Source organism: uncultured Treponema sp. (genome assembly GCF_946187725.1).
In the GTDB taxonomy this organism is placed as follows: domain Bacteria; phylum Spirochaetota; class Spirochaetia; order Treponematales; family Treponemataceae; genus Treponema_D.
The window spans coordinates 42,433-63,344 of sequence record NZ_CAMHSK010000002.1 but is presented as its reverse complement, the minus strand read 5'-3'; the positions used below and the strand labels follow the sequence as shown (position 1 = coordinate 63,344).

The 20,912-nt window shown below is 44.2% G+C and carries 17 protein-coding genes, 6 tRNA genes and 1 other RNA gene; 7 read left to right on the top strand and 17 right to left on the bottom strand.

Annotated features, from left to right (window positions below):
* Nucleotides 1-86 precede the first annotated feature (86 nt).
* The 4 genes from Q0Q74_RS01325 to ssrA all read right to left on the bottom strand — a co-directional run bounded on the left by Q0Q74_RS01325 (nucleotide 87) and on the right by ssrA (nucleotide 2,738).
* Nucleotides 87-797, bottom strand: coding sequence for a queuosine precursor transporter (locus Q0Q74_RS01325; protein ID WP_294427763.1), 711 nt, complete (start codon nucleotides 795-797; stop codon nucleotides 87-89).
* 39 nt (nucleotides 798-836) lie between these two features.
* Nucleotides 837-1,313 (bottom strand): preQ(1) synthase, encoded by a 477-nt coding sequence (gene queF, locus Q0Q74_RS01320; RefSeq protein ID WP_294427761.1) that lies wholly within the window; start codon nucleotides 1,311-1,313, stop codon nucleotides 837-839.
* Nucleotides 1,314-1,464: 151 nt separating this feature from the next.
* Nucleotides 1,465-2,349 (bottom strand): 23S rRNA (adenine(2030)-N(6))-methyltransferase RlmJ, encoded by an 885-nt coding sequence (locus Q0Q74_RS01315; RefSeq protein WP_294427760.1) that lies wholly within the window; start codon nucleotides 2,347-2,349, stop codon nucleotides 1,465-1,467.
* 6 nt (nucleotides 2,350-2,355) lie between these two features.
* Nucleotides 2,356-2,738: a transfer-messenger RNA gene (gene ssrA / locus Q0Q74_RS01310) on the bottom strand.
* A gap of 117 nt (nucleotides 2,739-2,855) precedes the next feature.
* Here ssrA and Q0Q74_RS01305 point away from each other — a divergent pair.
* Entirely contained in the window at nucleotides 2,856-4,205 is a 1,350-nt protein-coding gene (locus Q0Q74_RS01305; protein ID WP_294427758.1) for an aminopeptidase, read from the top strand.
* A 171-nt stretch (nucleotides 4,206-4,376) separates the two neighbouring features.
* On the opposite strand, the gene clpX is transcribed toward Q0Q74_RS01305, so the two are convergent.
* From clpX to Q0Q74_RS01240, 13 genes are all read right to left on the bottom strand, one after another.
* The gene (clpX, locus tag Q0Q74_RS01300) at nucleotides 4,377-5,636 is read right to left on the bottom strand and encodes an ATP-dependent Clp protease ATP-binding subunit ClpX (protein ID WP_294427756.1); all 1,260 of its coding nucleotides are present in this window, start codon (nucleotides 5,634-5,636) and stop codon (nucleotides 4,377-4,379) included.
* Complete coding sequence (locus Q0Q74_RS01295; RefSeq protein WP_294427754.1) at nucleotides 5,636-6,259, bottom strand: ATP-dependent Clp protease proteolytic subunit; 624 nt, start codon at nucleotides 6,257-6,259, stop codon at nucleotides 5,636-5,638. Before Q0Q74_RS01295 ends, clpX begins: the two co-directional genes overlap by 1 nt.
* Nucleotides 6,260-6,389: 130 nt before the next feature.
* Complete coding sequence (gene tig, locus Q0Q74_RS01290; RefSeq protein WP_294427752.1) at nucleotides 6,390-7,754, bottom strand: trigger factor; 1,365 nt, start codon at nucleotides 7,752-7,754, stop codon at nucleotides 6,390-6,392.
* Between the two features lie 69 nt (nucleotides 7,755-7,823).
* Nucleotides 7,824-7,895 (bottom strand) — tRNA-Gly (locus Q0Q74_RS01285).
* A 49-nt stretch (nucleotides 7,896-7,944) separates the two neighbouring features.
* Nucleotides 7,945-8,016 (bottom strand) — tRNA-Gly (locus Q0Q74_RS01280).
* Nucleotides 8,017-8,024: 8 nt separating this feature from the next.
* Nucleotides 8,025-8,104: transfer RNA gene (locus Q0Q74_RS01275), tRNA-Leu, on the bottom strand.
* A 62-nt stretch (nucleotides 8,105-8,166) separates the two neighbouring features.
* Nucleotides 8,167-8,239, bottom strand: a tRNA-Lys gene (locus tag Q0Q74_RS01270).
* A gap of 15 nt (nucleotides 8,240-8,254) precedes the next feature.
* Nucleotides 8,255-8,328 (bottom strand) — tRNA-Arg (locus tag Q0Q74_RS01265).
* A gap of 7 nt (nucleotides 8,329-8,335) precedes the next feature.
* A tRNA-His gene (locus Q0Q74_RS01260) sits at nucleotides 8,336-8,407 on the bottom strand.
* A gap of 110 nt (nucleotides 8,408-8,517) precedes the next feature.
* Entirely contained in the window at nucleotides 8,518-8,922 is a 405-nt protein-coding gene (locus tag Q0Q74_RS01255; protein WP_294427750.1) for a flavodoxin, read from the bottom strand.
* Nucleotides 8,919-9,500: a DUF3793 family protein gene (locus Q0Q74_RS01250; RefSeq protein WP_294427748.1), complete on the bottom strand. Its 582-nt coding sequence runs from the start codon at nucleotides 9,498-9,500 to the stop codon at nucleotides 8,919-8,921. Before Q0Q74_RS01250 ends, Q0Q74_RS01255 begins: the two co-directional genes overlap by 4 nt.
* A 156-nt stretch (nucleotides 9,501-9,656) precedes the next feature.
* Entirely contained in the window at nucleotides 9,657-11,486 is a 1,830-nt protein-coding gene (locus Q0Q74_RS01245; RefSeq protein WP_294427746.1) for an ABC transporter ATP-binding protein, read from the bottom strand.
* Nucleotides 11,486-13,348 (bottom strand): ABC transporter ATP-binding protein, encoded by a 1,863-nt coding sequence (locus Q0Q74_RS01240; protein WP_294427744.1) that lies wholly within the window; start codon nucleotides 13,346-13,348, stop codon nucleotides 11,486-11,488. The genes Q0Q74_RS01245 and Q0Q74_RS01240 overlap by 1 nt, the downstream gene beginning before the upstream one ends.
* Before the next feature lie 109 nt (nucleotides 13,349-13,457).
* On the opposite strand from Q0Q74_RS01240, the gene Q0Q74_RS01235 reads away from it, so the two are divergent.
* The 6 genes from Q0Q74_RS01235 to Q0Q74_RS01210 all read left to right on the top strand — a co-directional run bounded on the left by Q0Q74_RS01235 (nucleotide 13,458) and on the right by Q0Q74_RS01210 (nucleotide 20,912).
* On the top strand, nucleotides 13,458-14,069 hold the full coding sequence (locus tag Q0Q74_RS01235) for a TetR/AcrR family transcriptional regulator (RefSeq protein WP_294427742.1): 612 nt from the start codon (nucleotides 13,458-13,460) through the stop codon (nucleotides 14,067-14,069).
* Between the two features lie 76 nt (nucleotides 14,070-14,145).
* Entirely contained in the window at nucleotides 14,146-14,382 is a 237-nt protein-coding gene (locus Q0Q74_RS01230; RefSeq protein ID WP_294427740.1) for a hypothetical protein, read from the top strand.
* Nucleotides 14,383-14,467: 85 nt separating this feature from the next.
* A complete protein-coding gene (locus Q0Q74_RS01225; protein ID WP_294427739.1) occupies nucleotides 14,468-16,552 on the top strand; it encodes a heavy metal translocating P-type ATPase in 2,085 nt (694 codons plus the stop codon).
* Nucleotides 16,549-16,851: an HMA2 domain-containing protein gene (locus Q0Q74_RS01220; protein WP_294427738.1), complete on the top strand. Its 303-nt coding sequence runs from the start codon at nucleotides 16,549-16,551 to the stop codon at nucleotides 16,849-16,851. Before Q0Q74_RS01225 ends, Q0Q74_RS01220 begins: the two co-directional genes overlap by 4 nt.
* A 286-nt stretch (nucleotides 16,852-17,137) precedes the next feature.
* Entirely contained in the window at nucleotides 17,138-18,457 is a 1,320-nt protein-coding gene (gene eno / locus Q0Q74_RS01215; protein ID WP_294427736.1) for a phosphopyruvate hydratase, read from the top strand.
* A gap of 100 nt (nucleotides 18,458-18,557) precedes the next feature.
* A complete protein-coding gene (locus Q0Q74_RS01210) occupies nucleotides 18,558-20,912 on the top strand; it encodes an MMPL family transporter (protein WP_294427735.1) in 2,355 nt (784 codons plus the stop codon).

Here is a 20,912-nt window from a genome sequence, read left to right as displayed (position 1 = left end):
AAAGCCCTCTCAAAACTTTGATAGGGCTTATTATAATGTGTCAAATGTCGATTTTCAATCAGCTGTCTAAAAATGAAGAATTGACTCTAGTCATTGCTGAGCAGTTCAGGATGTTTTTCGGCGATTCTTCGTGCAAGATACAAAAATGGCGTATCCAGAATAGAAGTTACAATGAAGATTGCGTATCCGAAAATTAAAATCTGAATAATGATGTCTGCCGGGAAAACACCAGCAAAAGCGAGCAGGTTGAACACGACGACATTGATAAGCTGACTTACGAGCGTAGAACCGTTGTTTCTGAGCCACAAAAAGCGTTTTCTGTCACCGAATTTCTTTTCTGTCCATGCCCATACATGATGATATGCCCAGACATCGTACAATTCGCACACTACATATGCAAAAAGGCTTGCAAGCATGACTCTCGGTGTGTTTGCGAATACGGTTTTGATTGGAGTTGCCATAGTGTCAGCTTCTGCCGGAATGTAAAGGAACCAGCTCTGTGAAATCAAGATGAAAGTGATGTTTGCCGCAATTCCGAGTTTGACGCACTTGTTTGCTTCTTTTTTGCCGTAAAGTTCGCTCATGATGTCTGTCGCAAGAAAAGATGACGCAAAGAGCACATTACCGAGCGTGGTGTCCATGCCGAAAGCGTGAACGAGAATCAAAACTTCGATGTTTGCAGTGATTGTACAGATTACTGTCCATGCGAAGATTCCGTGCTTACCAAAAAGTCTGAAAAAAAGTACCAGTCCGCCAAAAAAAACAGGTACCGATGCCAGCATTAAAATTTCATTCATAATAATTATTCTCCTATAAAGTGAAAAAGAGACGCGTCTTTATTTTCGTCTGTCGATGGCTGAAAAAAGCCGTGATTTCGCGATTGCCTCGTAGTCTGTGTCTGGTTTTCCGTAATTTGCAAACGGATAAATTGCAATTCCGCCGCGAGGTGTGAAAATTCCTTCAACTTCGATGTACTTTGGTTCGAGAAGCTTTACGAGGTCTTTCATAATGATGTTCACGCAGTCTTCATGGAAATCGCCGTTGTTTCTGAATGAAAAAAGGTAGAGTTTCAATGATTTTGATTCGACGAGAAAACCATCAGGAATGTAGTTGATTCTGATTTCGCCGAAGTCCGGCTGTCCGGTTTTTGGACAAAGTGAAGTGAATTCAGGGCAGTTGAATGTGACCATATAGTCATTGCCCGGATGCTTGTTCGGAAATTTTTCGAGAATTTCCGGCGCGTAGGTCGTAACATATTTTGTGCCGTTTGCACCCAAAAGTGTTACGCCAGAAAGTTCAGATTCTGAACGCATAGAGATGTCCCCCTAGTTTTGTTTTATGTCAGGATGGTTACGAACTGACAGGGGAAACATCATATATGCAATTTACCGTCTTAGTCAATATCAAAAGAGTACATGCACAGGGGACAGATTGCTGTGTTATATTCGGCGTGCGCTACTATCCCTAGCGCTTTTCTACCGTCCAGCTATTTGCCGTCTCGCCAAGGATTTTGCTCAGTTCAGGAAGAATTTCCTGCATTTTCTCGTCCAGTTTGAATGGGAAATTTACGATGAACATTCCGCTGCCATACAATGAAGCAAGCCCCGTCATGTCCTCTTTGCGCTTGATTTCCATCTGTATGTCAAGAATCTTTGCTTCGGTTGAATCTACGCTTGCGGCAATTTTTTCTTTCATCATGGAGATTTCCATGCTTCGGTGGGCGACAAGCGGGTACCACAATGCGATTATTCCCGCGTTCCATTTTTTATGCACCCTGGCGATTACTTCACCGCACTTTTCAAAGTCACTTGCATCCTCAAAACTAGGGTCAATCACTGCCAGTCCGCGCTTGATTTTTGGCGGAGTGATTGCAGAAAGCAGTTCGTAGCCGTCTCTTTTGTGCAATTTCGGCTCAAAAAAGATTTTTCCGCTTTCTTCGCACATTTTTCTTCTATTATAAACACATTCTTTCAGCTCTTCGAAAGCCCTTGGATGCAGTTCAGAAAGAATCTGCTCATCGCCTTGTCGTAAAAAAGCATTTTCAATCAGCGGTGAGCCAGGATATTCTCCGTGCGAGTAATAATCTTTGATGATGCTTAGAAAATTCGCCAGAGAGGGCAGTGCAGAACTCAAATCCTGATTCATGATTTTTTCGATGCCGCTGGATGCTTCCCCTGTTTTTTGTGCGCGCTCATCGTCAAGGCGGTAAATCCCGCTCCCTGCATGTGTGTCAATAACAGTGAAGGGCTTTTCTTTCTGGCAAAGATGCTCAAGAATCAGTGATAGCGTGAGATGCTTTAGGATGTCTGCGTGATTTCCGGCATGATAGGCGTGAATGTAGCTTAACATAAAAAGGGTTGGAGATGGGGGGAATTGAACCCCCGTCCGAAAGTGGAAGCCAAATACATCTACATGTTTAGTTATGCGAGGTGTTTGTCGGGAGCAGGTAGCAGCATAACAAGCGTCTCCTCCGTATTTTGAGTAAAAGTCCCATGCGCACCCCAAAAATTACGCACAGCAAGTCCCTGTTTGTGACGGAAGTCGTGATGTTAGGAACAGCACACCGCGAGTTCCGGCTCAAGCGCAATTAAGCAGCGAGAGCTTCTGCGAAAGAAGTTTCTTCAACTTCTTCTTCTTTTCTTTCGAAAATTGCAGTTATTGTTTTCTCAGTTTAGGGAACCTTGACTCCCACATGCAGTAAGTGCCTTGATCACAATCGTCGAAACCGGTGCACCCCCTTTATTTTTTCAATGTAAATATACAGATGAAAGCATGCAAAGTCAAGGAAAATGCCAAAAATCTTGAGGAATTTTCTCGTCTTGATGATGTCATGCTTATGATATAAAATCTTTTCCATGAAAAACGAATCTCTTATTAATGATTACAAAAAATTCCTGGACAACGGGAAGACTGAGCGTGAATGTGTCAGCCAGCTTATCGCATGGGCAGAAACTGCGGGATTTAAGAACGCACTGACCTGTGACAGCTTAAAAGCCGGCGACAAAGTTTACATTCAGAAAATGAACAAAGCTATCGCATTTTTTGTGCTTGGAAATGAACCAATTGAAAAGGGCATGAATATTCTTGGTGCCCATATTGATTCTCCGCGCCTTGATGTCAAGCAGAATCCTCTCTATGAAAAGGATTTCCTTGTTTATTTAAACACCCACTATTATGGAGGAATAAAAAAATACCAGTGGGTAACTCTTCCGCTTGCTATTCATGGCGTTGTCTGCAAAAAAGACGGCACAACTGTGAATATTCGTGTGGGCGAGGATTCAGGTGATCCTGTATTCTGCATTTCTGACATTTTGCCTCATCTCGCTCAAAAACAAATGAAGGAAATTGCGAGCGATTTTATCACCGGTGAAAGCCTCGATTTGATTTTAGGAAGCGGAATCCCATCAAAAGACGATGAAAAGTCTGGCGAAAAAAAAGAAAAGCCTTCTGCAAAAAAAGCAATCCTTGCAATCTTAAAAGAAAAATATGAAATCGAAGAAGAAGATTTCGGTTCTGCAGAGCTTGAAGTTGTTCCTGCTGGGAATGCAAGGGATTTGGGCTTTGATCGCTCACTGATTCTTGCGTATGGTCAGGATGACAGAAGCTGTGCATACACTTCAGCACGCGCTTTGATTGAAAGCAATGCCTCAAAGCGCACAAATTGCTGTATCTGTGTCGATAAAGAAGAAATCGGCTCTGTTGGTGCTACCGGCATGGAAAGCCGCTTCTTTGAGAACGCTGTTGCCGAAGTAATTGCCCGCATGGACGGCGCTTATTCTGATTTAACTCTTCGACGCTGCCTTGCAAACTGCAATATGCTTTCAAGCGATGTAAACGCCGCTTTTGACCCGATGAATTCAGACCTTTTTGATAAGGATAATGCAAGCTTCCTTAACGGCGGAATCGTATTCAATAAGTACACTGGCAGCCGTGGAAAGAGTGGTGCAAGTGATGCAAATCCTGAATTCATCGCCCGACTGCGCGGCTTGCTCGACAAGGCGAATGTAAAATATCAGATGGCAGAACTTGGAAAGGTTGATCAGGGCGGTGGCGGCACTATTGCTTATCTTGCCGCAAAATACGGAATGAATGTCCTTGATGCTGGCGTTTCAGTTCTTGCAATGCACGCCCCTTGGGAAATCACTGCAAGAGAAGATATCGAACAGGCTTATGAAGCCTACAAGGCATTCCTGACGCTGGAGTAAGTGGAAAGCTGAAAGTGGAAAGCTGAAAGTGGAAAGCTGAAAGTTTCCGGATTAAAAAAAATGCCTGATTCATTAGGATTGAGGTGCTTGATTTTATCTCGCATATCCTTTTGAATCAGGCATTTTGTTTTCGGAGCCGGCTTTCTGTTCTCCGTTTTAAACTTTCCGTTTCTAAGCAGTCTGCTGTTCAATAAGAAGCTGGTCAAGGTTTGGCTTTACTTTGCCTAGAACGATGTCCTTGGTAACAGTGAGGTGCTTTTTACCCTTGATGCTAGGAGCTTCGTACATTAAATCCATCAGCAGCTTTTCAACGATAGAACGAAGGCCTCGTGCACCTGTTTTCTGCTTGATTGCAGTTTCTGCGATTTCATCAAGTGCTTCGCTCGTGAAGTCAAGGTCAAGGTCGTCCATTTCAAATGAAGCCTTGAACTGCTTTGTGATGGCATTTTTCGGTTCTGTAAGAATTCTTGTCAAATCTGCCTTTGTAAGCTCTTTGAGAGCAACAGAAATTGGCATACGACCAATAAGCTCAGGGATGATTCCGAATTTAACAAGGTCATCCGGCGTACACTGGTTAAGAAGTTCCATGCGCTGTGTTTCGTCCATTGTTCCGACATTTGAGCCGAAACCAAGTGAATGAGCTGCAATTCGCTGTTCAATGATTTTTTCGAGACCAACAAATGCACCGCCCAAAATGAACAGAATATTTGATGTGTCAATCTGAAGCATTTCCTGATTAGGATGCTTTCTTCCGCCCTGTGGAGGAACAGAAGCCTGTGTACCTTCGATGATTTTCAAGAGAGCCTGCTGAACGCCTTCGCCAGAGACGTCTCGTGTGATTGAAGTGTTTTCGCTCTTACGGCCGATTTTATCAATCTCATCAATGAAGATGATTCCTCGTTCTGCTGCCGGGATGTTTCCGTCTGCGGCATTAATCAGCTTGAGAAGAACATTTTCGACATCTTCGCCGACATATCCTGCCTCGGTGAGAGTGGTTGCGTCTGCAATTGCAAACGGAACCTTGAGCTTTTCGGCAAGAGTTTTTGCAAGAAGAGTTTTGCCGCTACCAGTCGGACCAATCAGAAGAACATTCGATTTTTCGATTTTAACTTCATCGTCTGCTCTGATTGTGTCGAGTTTTGACATTCGTTTGTAGTGGTTGTAAACGGCAACAGAGAGTGCTTTTTTGGCATAATCCTGACCGATTACATATTCGTCAAGATAAGCCTTAAATTCTTTTGGAGAAGGTACTTCTGTCATGTCAATCGGGTCAAGAGATTTATCCCGTTGAGCAAGCATTCCTTCACAGACAGCGATACACTTGTCACAGATATAAATTCCGCTGGTCGGAGCTGCTACAAGATGTCTTTTTTCATCGCCCGATTTTCCGCAGAAAGAGCAGTACTGTGTGTCAGAACGAAATCCACGCATTATTTACCCCCATTTGATTCTGATGCAACACGAGACGGCATAACTTTGTCTACGATTCCGTAGGCAAGTGCATCTTCTGCACTCATGAAGAAATCGCGCTCAATGTCTTTTGCTACTTCGGATTCAGATTTACCGCATTTTTCAGCAAGATATTTGATTGAAAGCTGTTTGAGCCGAATGATTTCTTTGGCCTGAACAGCAATATCGCTTTCCTGTCCCTGAACTCCACCGCGTGGCTGATGAATCATTACACGGCAAGAGGGAAGTGCAAATCTCTTTCCTTTTGTGCCACCTGCAAGCAAAATTGCTCCCATGCTTGCAGCCTGTCCGATACAGATTGTCTGAATGTCGCATTTGACGTACTGCATTGCATCGTAAATTGCGAGACCTGCTGTTACGCTACCGCCTGGAGAGTTGATGTATATGCTGATGTCTTTGTCCGGATTTTCTGATTCCAAAAATAGAATCTGTGCGACTACAAGATCAGCGTTCAAATCGTTGATTTCGCCGTCAACAAAAATAATTCTGTCGCGCAAAAGGCGTGAATAAATATCATAGAATCGTTCGCCGTTACCGCTTCTCTCGATGACGCTCGGCATGTAGTTGTTCATCTGTTCGTTCATTATTTCCTCTTTTTATAAATATAATGAATTTATTTTAAAAAGTCCAAAAAAAACGGAATGTTCCCGAAAAAAAGAAACATTCCGCTTATACCTGCTCGGGAAAATGATTTTTCTCAGACTTTAATGCCTGTTAGCGATTGAACAAGTCCTTGAAAGCAATCTTGTCACCCTTTGAGAGCTTAACTTCAGCAAAAATCTCTTTGTAGAGTTTCTGCTCTTTTGCTTCGTCAATGAGATATTCTTTTGAGCGTGGATCAGAGTAGTGCTGTTTAACTTCATCAACAGTGATTCCGTTTCCGTCAGCGATTTTCTGATATTCTGCTTCAATTTCCTCTGGTGTAACAGAGATGTTTCGTGCTTTGAGAAGTGCATCAACGATGATTCGGCTCTTGAGCATTTTCTCTGCATCGCCAGTCCATTCTTTAAGCATGTCTTCTTTTTTCTGGCCTGAAGCTGAAATCATGCGGTCGAGTTCTTCTACAGTTGTCTGGAACTGCTGAGCCATCATTCTCCAGCGTCCGTCAAGCTCTGCGTTCAACATGCTTGCAGGAATCTCAAACGGATATTTTTCGATAAGCTGTGAGAGAAGGTCATTTGTCTTGATTTCGTTGACTTTATTTGTCTTTGCATTTTCAAGATTGCGCATAATGTCTTTTTTGAGGTCATCAAGTGTCTTAAATTTCTCGTTGACATCCTGTGCAAGCTCATCATCCAAAGCTGGAAGATTGCGGACTTTAATCTGTTTTACAGTGACAGCATAAGTCTTTGTTTTGCCTGCGAGTTCTGCGTCTTTCTCGTCTTTGCCGTATTTCTTTGTGATATCTTTTGATTCACCTTTTTTGAGGCCAATCAAATCATCATCAATTTTGTAGACATTTTCTGCTGTTCCGAGAGTGAAAGTGAATTCTTCGCGTTTTGTAGAAGCGATTTCTGCACCATTTTCATCTTTTTCAACGATAGAGATTGTGATGATGTTGTCTTTTTCTGCCTTTTCATCATCTTTTTTATCGATTACGACAGCATTTCGTTCCTGAATGCCTTTGAGCTCTTCGTTGAGTTCTTCATCGCCGACTGTTACCTGTGGTTCTTTGATTGTAACACCCTTGAAATCGAAAGATGCTGCATCAACCTTCGGGAAAACATCATAAGTTACTGTGTAGACGAAATCTTTTGATGTATCGAATTCCGGCATTTTTTCGAGAACTGGCTGTGCGTATGGAAGAGGGCGGTTCTCAAGTTCTTTTTCGTCAGAGAAAATCTCGTTCAATGACTTGTCGATGAGGTCGCTTGCAGCTTCCATTTTAATCTGCTCGCCGTATTTTCGTTCAAGAACTGATGCTGGAACATGACCTTTTCGGAAGCCAGGAATCTGAACATTCTTAGTGTATTTGCTCATTGTCTCTGAGTAGCTGTCTGCCACATCTTTTTTAGCGATTGTGACTGTGAGTTTTGCCGATGAGTGCTCCAATTTTTCGATTTCTTTGGTGACTTTCACGCTTATTCCCCTTAAATGTGTTGAAATAAAAAAAGCGATTCAGATGAAAATCTAAATCGCTCAAGTTAGAGCGGAAAACGGGATTCGAACCCGCGACATCCACCTTGGCAAGGTGACGCGCTACCACTGCGCTATTTCCGCAAAAAATTAATTCGCATCTGTATATTGCAATAAACTGTTTAACAGTTAGAGCGGAAAACGGGATTCGAACCCGCGACATCCACCTTGGCAAGGTGACGCGCTACCACTGCGCTATTTCCGCAAAAATTGTGCGAGAGAAGGGACTTGAACCCTTACGCCGAAGCACTAGATCCTAAGTCTAGCGTGTATGCCAATTTCACCACTCTCGCGAGTTAAACCGGCATCGGCAGTAATGCCTCAATTCCGATTCCCATCAAGCTTTTGGCTTGAATGAGCGACCGGGGGCTCGAACCCCGGACCCACAGATTAAGAGTCTGTTGCTCTACCAACTGAGCTAGTCGCCCGAATAATCAGTTTGATGCGTCCGACACGGATCGAACGTGCAACCTACGGATTCGAAGTCCGTTACTCTATCCAGTTGAGCTACGAACGCAAGATTGGGTGCCTGATGGGGCTCGAACCCACGACAATCAGATCCACAATCTGACGCTCTACCACTGAACTACAGGCACCATGTAACTGATGTTTGATACTATATCAGAAATCAGTAGAATGTGTCAAGAGTTTGGAAATGAAAAATCAATAATTTTGTAAAAAAAATCAAATCCAAACCCTTAAAAAATTAAGCTATCAGTTTTTTAACGGCTTCAAGGTCTGCATCCTCTGGTGAAAGATGAGCCTTGACGCTTCCTACGAAAACTGCCCTTGCTGATTTTACGCGTTCTTCCCAATCGGAAATCCACTGACCTTCGCCCCAGTCGTAGGAACCGAACAGACCGACTTTTTTTCCGCTCAAGCTGCCTTCGATTTCGGAGAAAAAGGTTTCCATTGAATCATCAAGCTGTTCTGCTCCCATTGCCGGACTTCCGAGAAGAATCAAATCTGCGGAAAGTGTATCTGCAGAATCTGCATTGTCAGCGGTTGAAATGCTCAATTCATGACCTGCTGATTTTGCTGCCTCAGCCACTGCATTTGCCAGCTGTTCCGTGTTTCCTGTTGTCGTTGCGTAAACGATTGCTACCTTCATTTTGATGCTCCTTTTTGATATGTATATTTTTTAGTTACCAGTGGAACTGAAAGTCCAGAGGCAAGTAATTTCATGCATGTTTCACTGCATTTTTTGTACAGATTCATACGGCGGATTGCAGTTTCTTTGTCACCGTAAACTTTCCAGGTTCCGGAATATTTAAAATCCCTGGCCCCGTGCGTTTCAAAACCGATTACATCTTCGAGAGGGTAGCCTAAAAAGAGTCCGACTTCATGCGGAAAAATTGCGTTTGCCGAAAGCCTGTGCAAAAGTTCAGAAAGTACATATTTGATGCCCTTTTCAACATGATATCCTTTTGAAGATAGATATTTTTTGTTTTCTGGTTTTTCAAGGATTTTTTCTAGAAGATTTTTATCATAGACGAAAAAAAGGAAGCGGCCGTCATTTTTCTTTACAGGTACAAAAAATTTCTTTTCCTTTGAAAACTGGCACTTCCATTGCTGAAGATGCTCTGAACCGTCTAAAAACTTTTGATTTGACATTGAAAAAAGACAGGCCGGCTTGATGCCGCATAATGCCGGTGAAGCACAGTGAATTATAGTCTCATCAAAACCCATTTGTTTACTCCAAAAAAAATGGCGGGGAAAAGCAAGAAACAGTCAAAAAGCCTTGCCCCGCCAAAGAGGTACTTAAAGAGTTAGGTTTAGCTAACTTACAAAGTTACTATATGCTAATTAAAGTTTTATGTCAATAACTTTAATGCAAATTTTAGATTACAACTTCCAGCTTACTGCCTTTTTGCGTGAATCGATGAAGCGGGAATAGATGCCGCCCAGGTTTACGAGTTCTTCGTGTTTTCCCTGCTCAGCGATTTTGCCTTTGTCGAGAACGATAATCTGGTCGGCGTTGCGGACTGTCTTGAGTCGGTGTGCAATCATGATTACCGTTTTTTCTTTTGTGAGCTGGGTGATTGCGGCCATCAAATCGCGCTCATTTTCTGGGTCAACATTGGCTGTGGCTTCGTCGAGTATTACTATCGGGGCGTTTTTCATGATTGCGCGGGCGATTGAGATTCGCTGTTTTTCGCCGCCAGAAAGGCTTGCTCCTCCTTCACCGATTACCGTATTGTAACCGTCCGGCAAGGCAGAGATGAATTCGTGGCAGCAGGCTTTTTTTGCGGCTTCAATTACGCGTTCCATCGGTGCGTCTGGCTCGCCGAAGCGGATATTGTTTGCGATTGTGTCATGGAAAAGATAGACATTCTGGAATACGAAGCTGAAGTTTGCCATCAGACTGTCCATATCGTAATCCCGTATATTTTTTCCTGCAAGCGTGACTTCGCCTGAATCGACATCCCAGAAGCGGGCCAGAAGGTGACAGAGAGTTGTCTTTCCGCCACCAGAAGGCCCAACGATTGCAGTCGTGCTTTTTTCAGGAATCGTAAGCGAAACACCGTCGATGATTTTTTTCTTGTCGTAAGCAAAGGAAATGTTTTTTGCAGAAAGTCCCGGGGCGTTGCGGGGTGTCCCCGCAGAAGGGGTAGGCGGAAATGGCGAAGCCATTGTAGCCGAGGGGGAGACTTCCCCCACATTGCTCACTGCTACTTGCTCATTGCTAATTAGCTTCATGGTCGGAACATTGAGAATTGCCTCTGCTTTTTTTACTGCAATGTCGATTACGCGGAGAAGTGCTGAGTAGTTTCCGCCTGATTCCATTGCACCAAAAAGCATGAAGGAACAAATCAGCATTACGGCGCAGTTTGAAAGGTGCATCGTGCCATTTAAATAGAAGGAAATTGAGGCCAGCATGATTGCGACACCGGCGAGCTTTGCGATGATGCTTTGGATACAGGCAAACGGGATGCAGTGCAGTTCCATTTTGATGAAGGTTCTCTTGCATTGGTCGATTATGGCATTCAGTTCTGTGCGGCGTTTGCCAGTGATATTGTAGGCGCGGACTTCGGCGATTCCCTGAATGTATTCGAGAATTTTTGAGACCTGTGCCGTGTCTGCTTTGTCTTTTTGAACCGAAAGCGAGCGGACTGAAAGACGCATGAAAATGTTTACGAATTGGAAGGTTCCGAAACCTGCGAGGGCAATCAGTGCAATCCGCCAGTCAAAGAAGAAAATCATGGCGATTATGAGTGCTGAGTCCAGAAGTCCCTGCATTACAAGCATTACGGCTCTGGTAGCAACATCGCCTAAAAGTTCCATAGTGTTCGTGGTGACTGAGGTGATTTGTCCGAGCGAGTTTTTGTTGAAGTAGCCCATCGGAATGTAGCGCAGATGTTCGGCGATTTCTATGCGTTTGTTTGCTGCCGTTCTGTAGCCGCCTTCTGTCTGCCACATGCTCATGTTCTTTTTTGTGATGATTGCACCGACCAGGCTGAATGACATGATTCCGAATGAAAGCCAGATTGTGTTTGCCGTGAATGGAACTCCGTCCTTGAGGCTTCTGATTATTCCAGAAATCATTACGGCAACGGCGGCAATTCGTAGTGCCATGAAAAATGAATTGACTACGCCGATTATCATTGCAAGGTGAAATTTGCGGCGATTTTCTTTGTCGCAGAAATTGAAAAATCTTCCTAAAATCTCAAACATTATGCTGCCTCCCCACTGTCTTTTGATGAAATGTGTGCTTCCCACATGTCTTTATATAGCCCATCTTTTGCAAGAAGTTCTTCATGCGTTCCCTGTGAATCAACCAGACCGTCTTTGATGACTACGATTTTGTCTGCATCCTGAATTGTTGAAAGCCTGTGTGCGATTACAATCAGCGTTTTTCCTTTTACAAGATGTGCGACACCTTCTTGAATGATTGCTTCGTTTTCAGGGTCGGTGTAGGCGGTTGCTTCGTCAAGGATTACGATTGGTGCGTTTTTCATCATTGCGCGGGCGATTGCGATTCTTTGTCGCTCTCCGCCAGAAAGGTGTGTTCCGCTTCCGCCGACGATTGTGTCAAAGCCGTTTTCAAGGCTCATGATGAAGTCGTAGCAGCCGGATTTTTTGGCAATTTCTTCGACTTCTCTGTCCGTTGCTTCCGGCTTTCCGAGACGAATGTTTTCACGCACGCTGAGGTCAAAGAGGAAGTTGTCCTGGCTGACATATGCGACGCGACGGTTATATTCTTCAAGTGAAAGATTTTTGATATTCACGCCACCGATTTCGATAGAGCCGGAATCAACATCCCAAAGTGACGCAATAAGCCGTGCAATCGTTGATTTTCCGCTTCCGCTTGGTCCGACAAGGGCTGTGTATGAGCATGAATGAAGTGAAAGATTTATGCCATGAAGGATTTCATTGCCACACGGATTCGGAATTGCTACGCAATTCCCTTTTGAAGTATTTTTTTCTTGATTTTGCGTTAGCAAAATCGAATCTGTGTGGCTTTTTTTAGAGTCTTTCTTATACGAAAATCTAACGTCCTTTAGCACAATTGAATTATCTTTTGGCGTTTTTATGTCTTTTTCCGGGCGTTCGAGTTCCGGCATGTAGAGAATTCCGCCGACTTCACCGAAAATTACTCCGGCTTTTGCAATGTCGTCGTGGTAAGAATAGACTACAAGAAGCGGCTGAATCACGCTCATAGAAAGGATGATGATTGTGATGAAATCTACGGCAGAAAGAGTTCCGTTCAAAAAGAAATATCCGCCGATTGGAAGGACTGAAAGAAGTGTAGAAGGGGCAATTACAAAGGCGATCGTGAAAGGCCAGATGCAGTCGCGCATCCACTCAACATAGCAGTCAGAGCCTTCTTTTGCTGCAACGACGAATTTTTCGTAAGATGACTTTGATTTTCCGAAAGCTTTTATGACTTCGATTCCGTTGATGTATTCGACCGCCGTATCATTCAGGATTTTTGTCTTGTCGATTGCGTTCTGAAAACGTTCGGTCATATTTCGCATCATGAAGCAGGAAGCAATCAGGCCGATTGGAAGCGTAATCAGCGAGGCAAATCCCATGCGGGCATCGAGATGGAAAAGATAGATAAACATTACTACCGGAAGCAAAAGATTGCTCGTCCATTCAGGAAGGATGTGGGCGAGAGTCGTTTCCATGCTGTCGATTCGTTCGATGAGGATGTTTTTGAGAGTTCCAGACGGCATATCAAGGACAGATCCCAGTGGAACTCGGGCAAGCTTGTCACACAATTTTTTTCTGATGTTCGCAAGCAGGTTGAAAGTTGCAACATGGCTCAGCGTGGTTGAAATCATGTGGAAAAATGCATTTCCCACCCAAAATGCGGCAGTAATTCCGGCTTCGAGAAGGTAGACATTCCAGTCACGCACTCCGTCCAGAAGCTTTCTTACAATATCCGCGATGATGATGTAAGGAGCAAGAGCACATGCCACGCAGAGGACTGCAAAGAATATGCTCGCCCAGTACATGGGCTTTTTTTCGCCCGCGAATGTGAAAATCCACGAAAGAAGTGATTTCTTTTGTTGTTTCGGTTTGTTTTCCATTAATTGACCCCCTAAAGATACATTATTAATTTTGTTAGATTAGGCTAACTGTTTTATATAACACTGTTATATTATTGTCAAGAAGATTCTCTTAAACTATACTTTACTTATGGCAGAAAACACTTTGCAGAAAATACACGAGATTGCAACAGCCGAATTTTTGGAAAAAGGATTTCGTGGTGCCTCGCTTCGCGAAATCGTTAAAAAGGCAGGGGTCACGACCGGGGCATTTTACGGCTACTACAAGAGCAAGGAAGAACTTTTTTCGGCTCTCGTAAAGCCTCATGCAGATAATGTGGCGAATATTTTCGGCGGTCTGATTGAGCAGTTCAAAAGCCTGCCAAAAAGCGAATGGGCAGCCAACATGGCGACTTTCTCAGAAAAAGGCATCGCTCAGATTTACGAATACGCTTTCAATCACAAAGATGCTTTCCGCCTGATTCTTAATGCAAGCGAAGGAACGGAATTTGAGAATTTCGTCCATAATATCGTTGAGCAGGAAATTGAAATCACCCACATTTTTTACAAGGAAATGGAAGAGCAGGGCTACGAGCCGTACGCATTCGATCCAACCCTTGAACACATCATCATATCAGGCGAATTTGCGGCTATCTTCGAGCTGATTATTCACGACATTCCCTTTGAAGAAGGCATTAAATGTGCCCAAAAAATCCACGATTTCTATGAAGCAGGCTGGCAGAGCGTTTTGAAGCTGAATTAATAATTTTATTGACTGAAAACCTTCGTTTATGCTATAACATCGTTATATAACACTGATATATATTCGAGGTTTACCTATGGCATTTATCAACAACAAATGGGTTGCTTTTGGCGTTGGAGTTGCGGCTGGTGTCGCAGCTGTTTCTCTTGTAAAAAATCCAGCTTTCAAAAAAGCTTGTGCAGCTGTCGTTGGAAAGGGCTTGCAGCTCAAAGACGATGCTTGTGCTTTCGCTGAGTCTGTAAAAGAAGACGCACAAGACATCGTTGCCGAAGCAAAATACAACAATTCAAAAAAAGCCGAGGCTAAGGCATAAAAAGCGCGGCGGAGCGAAGCTGATTTTCAAAAACATGAACTGAGATTTTCACTCCGCCCAATGACCGTTTACACGAGGCAAAATCTTGACCGTCACAATTCATCATGCTCTGCCTGGCCGAATCCGCATTCACTACGATTTGCACGAAATCACTCCCAGGCAGGCAATTCTCGCACAGAGCCTTATCGCCGTTCAGGAAGGAATTATCGATATTTCCGTCAACACGAACATCGGCTCTTATCTGATTCTGTTTGATTCTTCAATTATATCACAGTCCCAAATCGAAAATCTTTTTAAAGCTCTCGGCTCAAAGTATCTAGATGATGAAAAACTTCTTGAGGCTGTCTCGCAGATTCCAATCACCGAAAGCATAATGAGCATTTTTGTCAGCACGATGATAAATCATTTTGCCAAAAAACTGCTTCCGATTCCTATCAGACGGATTTTGCTTTTCTCGAACATTGTTCCGCGAGTCCTTTCTGCACTCAACAATTTGTTTACCGAAGGAAAGATTTTCAGCACGCAGATGCTTGATGCCACAGCCCTGACTACGGCGGCTTTCACCGGCAACACGAACACGGCAAGTTCAATCTCAATGCTACTCTCTTTAGGCGAAGAAATTGAGGAAGTCACAAAGCGGGTTTCTTACGGAAATCTTGCTCACAAACTTCTGATTTCAGACGAACCTGTTCATATTCTTGAAGACGGCGAAGAAAAAACAATCCCTGCTGAAGCTCTCAAAAAAGATGACCTTGTTATTGTCCGCGAAGGAAGCATGATTCCTTGTGACGGCACGGTTGAGAGTGGCGAGGGCATGGTTAATCAGGCGAGCATCACGGGCGAAAGCCTTCCTGTTGACAAAAAGGCGGGAAGCGGAGTCTTTGCGGGCACGATTTTGAGCGAGGGCGAGCTTGTAATCCGCACCCGCTCAACAGGAAGAGACACAAAGGTTCAGAACATCATTCAAATGATAGACAATTCCCAGAACCTAAAAGCAAATGTACAGCGGCGGTCAGAAAACCTTGCAGAAAAAATCGTTCCGCTTAATTTTGCACTTGCCGGCCTTACCTGGCTTTTTACCCGAAATCTTACAAAGACCATGTCAACGCTGATGGTCGATTATTCATGTGCAATGAAACTTGCCGCTCCGATTGCAGTTCTTTCTGCCATGAAAGAAGCTGCAGGCTATGGAATAAGCGTAAAGGGCGGAAAGTATCTTGAAGAGGCTGCCGAAGCCACAACGATTATCTTTGACAAAACCGGAACTCTCACTTATGCGAACCCCAAAGTCGAAAAAATTTATGCAATGAAAGATTTCAGCGAGGATTTTGTCTTGCAGACTGCGGCCTGCCTTGAAGAGCATTTTCCGCATCCACTCGGTCGTGCCGTCGTTGCCCATGCCGAAGAAAAAGGCCTTTTCCACCCGGAAAATCACACGAAGGTCGAATACATCGTGGCGCACGGAATCGCATCAACTTTGGACGGCAAAAAAGTGCGGATTGGAAGCGCGCATTTTATCTTCGATGACGAAAAAATTCCATTCGATGAAAAAGTGCATGAAATTCAGTCTGAATCCGCAAAAACTGGTCAGTCGCTTTTGTATCTTTCTTACGACGGAGAACTTGCGGGCGTGCTTGCAATCGGAGACCCTGTGCGCCCCGAAGCGAGGGAAGTCATTCAGAATCTCAAAAAAACAGGAATCCGCCGCTGCGTCATGATTACAGGGGACACCGAAGGTGCGGCCAAAAATATCGCTGAGAGTGCAGGTCTTGACGGCTGGTATTCACAGGCCCTGCCCGAAGATAAAGTCAGCCTGATAGAACGGGAAAAGAAAAACGGCAAAGTGATTATGCTTGGAGACGGAATCAACGATGCTCCGGCATTGAGTGCGGCTGATGTAGGAATCGCAATCGAAGGAAGCTCGTCAATCGCAAGCGACACTGCGGACATCGTTCTGAGTGAAGGTGGTCTTAACAATGTCGCGACAACACGAGTTCTGGCTCAAGGCTTAATTCAAAAAATCAATCATAATAATGCCTTCATAATAGAAGTAAATTCTGCTCTGCTTCTGCTCGGAGTGTTCGGGCTGATTTCGCCACAGCTTGCGGCAATCCTTCACAATTCGGTCACAGTCGGAATCAGCGTAAAAGCAATGGAGAACATTCTATGATTACAAGTTTTTTTCCTGGGCGAGTCCGGCTCAGGGCACCGATTTTTAAGGAAACTGATTTAGTTGAAAAGGCGCGCGCAATTCTTTCAAAATCTGACGCGGTAAAAAATATTGAGACAAATCCTGTGACTGGGAGTGTTTTAATCGAATACAATCCCTCAAAAGTTCCGATGGAAAAACTTTTGCCGATGCAGGATTTTTTTGCCAGGCTTGCCTGTGAAGCCCAGCATTTTGACGGAAAAGCCGAAAGCCGCGATAAGATTTCACAAATGCTTTCAGCTCTTGAAGGTTTGTTCTAAATAATTAATCTTCTAAGCACTGTTGGGGTGATTTTTTTTTATAGGCTTGACACATCAAGGATAATAGAATATAACAACAAGTGTTAGATAAAACTAACTGATTTGTTAGCCACAACAGTCATTTCTGGGACTGTCTGATATTCCTTGGGCAGTCCCGTATTTTTATGGAGGTTGCCCTGGCATGACTACATCCCTGTAGTCATGCCAGGGGCTGAGTTTCTTACGAAACTCACATATTCGTTGCATCCGTGCAACGCCGCTAACGCGGAGTTTTTGGAGGTTAAAAATGTTGAATAAACTTGCAATCAGCAATGTAATTGGTCGTGAAATCATCGACTCTCGCGGAAATCCTACTGTTGAAGTAGATGTAATTCTCGAAAACGGCGTTCTTGGTCGTGCCGCAGTTCCTTCTGGAGCTTCAACCGGCGAAAACGAAGCCCTCGAACTTCGCGACGGAGACAAAAAACGATACGGCGGAAAGGGCGTTCTTAAAGCCGTTGAAAACGTAAACAAAATCATCGCACCGGCCCTCAAAGGCGAGAACGTTTTTGAGCAGCGCGCAATCGACATGAAGATGCTCGCCCTCGATGGTACTCCGACAAAATCAAAACTCGGCGCAAACGCAATTCTCGGTGTTTCACTTGCAACAGCTCAGGCAGCCGCAAAAGCCCTTAACATTCCTCTCTACCGCTACATCGGCGGCGCAAACGCACATGTTCTTCCTGTTCCAATGATGAACATCATCAACGGCGGTGCTCACTCAGACGCTCCGATTGCGTTCCAGGAATTCATGATTCGTCCGGTTGGCGCAAAATCAGAAAAAGAAGCAATCAGAATGGGAGCAGAAGTTTTCCATGCACTCGCAAAATTACTCAAAGGTCGCGGACTTTCAACTGCTGTAGGCGATGAAGGCGGATTCGCTCCAAAATTCGACGGAATCAATGATGCGCTCGATTCAATCGTTCAGGCAATCAAAGATGCAGGCTACAAACCTGGCGAGGATGTAAAAATCGCAATGGACTGTGCCGCTTCTGAATTCAGCGTAGAAAAAGACGGAAAATTCTTCTACAACTACAAACAGCTTTCAAACGGAACTCCAAAAGACCCGAACGGAAAGTGCCTCTCAGACGACGAGCAGATTGCTTACCTTGAAGAACTGATTACAAAATACCCGATTGATTCAATCGAAGACGGACTTGATGAAAACGACTGGGAAGGCTGGAAAAAGCTCACAGAACGAATCGGCGGAAGATGTCAGCTCGTTGGCGACGACCTTTTTGTAACAAATGTTAAATTCCTCGAAAAAGGAATCAAAATGGGAGCCGGAAACGCAATCCTCATCAAAGTAAATCAGATTGGCTCGCTCACAGAGACTCTTGAAGCAATCGAAATGGCACACCGCCACGGCTACACAACAGTCACAAGCCACCGCTCAGGCGAAACCGAGGACACAACAATTGCCGACATCGCAGTTGCGACAAACTCAGGCCAGATTAAGACAGGTTCAATGAGCCGCACAGACCGCATGGCAAAATACAACCAGCTCATCCGAATCGAAGAAGAGCTTGGCGACACAGCTGTTTACGGCTACAAAAAACTGAAATAATGTAGATATTTTATAAGCGGCTGTCCTGTGAAATGCTTGCGCTCATAGGCAGCCGTTTTTGTCGATTAATATATAACACTGTTATATTACGGAGTGTTTTATGAAAGTAAAAAAGATTAACGACTGGTTTGAAAAGTTCGGGCGGTTTGAAGTGAAGCATCGCTGGGCTTTTCTTATCAGCCTGATTGTCGTTACGATTGTCGGAAGCATGGGACTTAGCCGTCTTAAACTTGACAATGGTGAAGAAGACTGGTTTGACGACTGGGAAACCACAAAGCGCAATCAGGATCACTTTGAAGACATTTTCGGCTCGACGGATAGCCTTTTGGCTCACATCAAGGCGGACGATGTTTTTGCCCCGGAAGTCCTTGCGATGATTGACCAGCTTGGAGACGAGCTTTTACAGAATGTTCCTTATGCCGGAAGCATTACTTCGCTCATGGAACTTTCGATTCCGATTGGTACGGAAGATGGCTTTGAAGTCACAAGTCCATTTAAAGATGGTGTGCCAGAGGACGCAGAAGAACTTGCACAAAAGAAGGCCTTTATTCTGAGCCGCGAATCGCTTGTGAACACGCTTGTCAGTGCTGATGCGACCGAAACCTGGCTTATCGTAAATCTTGAGCAATATTCAGAAAACCTGACAGAAGCAATGGTAAAAATTGCGCCGCCTGCCATGAAGATTTTCAACGACCCCAAGTATAAATCTGACAAATGGGAAATCCGCCCAGCGGGCATGAGCTACACCGAGTTTGAGGAAGAAGAGGCGACAATGAAGCAGCTTGTTACACGCATTTTGCTGGGTTTTCTGGTAATGCTTGTCTGCCTGATAATTTTTATCCGTTCTCTCCGCGGAATTGTAGTTCCTTCGATTTCAACAGTCGGTGCGCTTACTACAACGCTTGGTTTTTCCGGCTGGATGGGAATAAAGGGAAACAACTCAATGATTATGATTACCGTGCTTCTTTCGATGGCACTTGCGGTCGGATATTCGGTTCACTATATCAACAGCTTTAAAATGTACTTCCGCAAGACTGGAAAACGCAAGGAATCAATCGTAATGGGCGTGCGCGATTCAGGCTGGGCTTTGTTCTTTACAGTAATCACGACTATGGCGGGAATGCTTTCCTTCCTTTCTGCAGGAATTAAGCCGATGCGCTGGGTTGGCGGGATTACAGCCGCTACGGTCTTTGCAGTTTTTGCCTACATAATAATTCTTCTTCCGGTTCTCTACAGTTTTGGAAAAGATAAATCTCCTGAAGCGGACTTTGTGAATGCAGAAGGTGCGACGAAATCGGATTTGCGTGTTGAAGCGATGGGAAAATCAATCCTCAACAAAAAATGGATTACCGTGATTCTTACGGTTCTTGTTTCCGCTCTTGTGATACCGGGGATTTTCAAAATCAAAGTGAACATGAACTACTCTGACATGATGGGCGAGCGCACACCTTATATCAAGCGTCTTTTGGAAATCACAAGGAGCCAGCTTGGAAGCCAGTACGATTACGAGGTTCTGATTGAATATTCTGATGAGGACGCGATTAAAAATCCTGAGGTTCTCAAAAAAATGGACATTCTTGCGGAGCGAATCGGAAAACTGAGCCAGACAAAAGTTTCCAACGGAAAGCCGCGAGTTTCTTCGGTTACTAAAATCATTAAGGAAATGAACAGAACTTTGAACGAGGATGACCCGGCTTCCTACATCATTCCGGATAATCAGGATTTAGTAACGCAGATTATGTTCCTTTATGAAATTTCTGGTGGAACGGATTTGTATGATTACATCAGCAATGATTTCCGCGCGGCATATCTGAAGGTTGAACTTGCCGGTTACGACGGAGAAGAAATCGTAAGGAATCTTGCGGAAGTCAAAAAATGGGTCGCAGAGCTTTTCCCGGATGCAGAAAATGCAGGAGTCGTTGGTGAAGTCGTTCAGTATGCGCAGATGAACGGAAAACTTGTCCGCGGCTCAATCAAATCGATTGGAACTTCGCTGATTATAATTCTGGTTCTGCTTGTACTTGCATTCACATCGATTAGAACCGGATTTATCGCAATGATTCCGAATATTGTGCCGATTGCGCTGATTGGCGGAATCATGGGCTACGCAAGCGTAAACCTGGATATGATTACCGCGATGATTATGCCGATGATTTTGGGAATTGCCGTTGACGACACGATTCATTTTACGAATCACATCAAATATCATTTCGAGCTTACCGGAAATTACAGAAGCGCAATAGAAAATTCATACCGCGAGATTGGAAAAACGATGATTATGACGACGATAATTCTCTGCGCCATGTTCGCGATTTTCCTTACAAGCACGATGAATGTTCTGGTAAATATCGGCTGGCTTTCAGTAGTCGGTCTTGGAAGCGCACTGATCGCGGACTACACGATTACACCGGTGTTGCTTTATATTACACGACCTTTTGGTAGGGAGACAAAATAA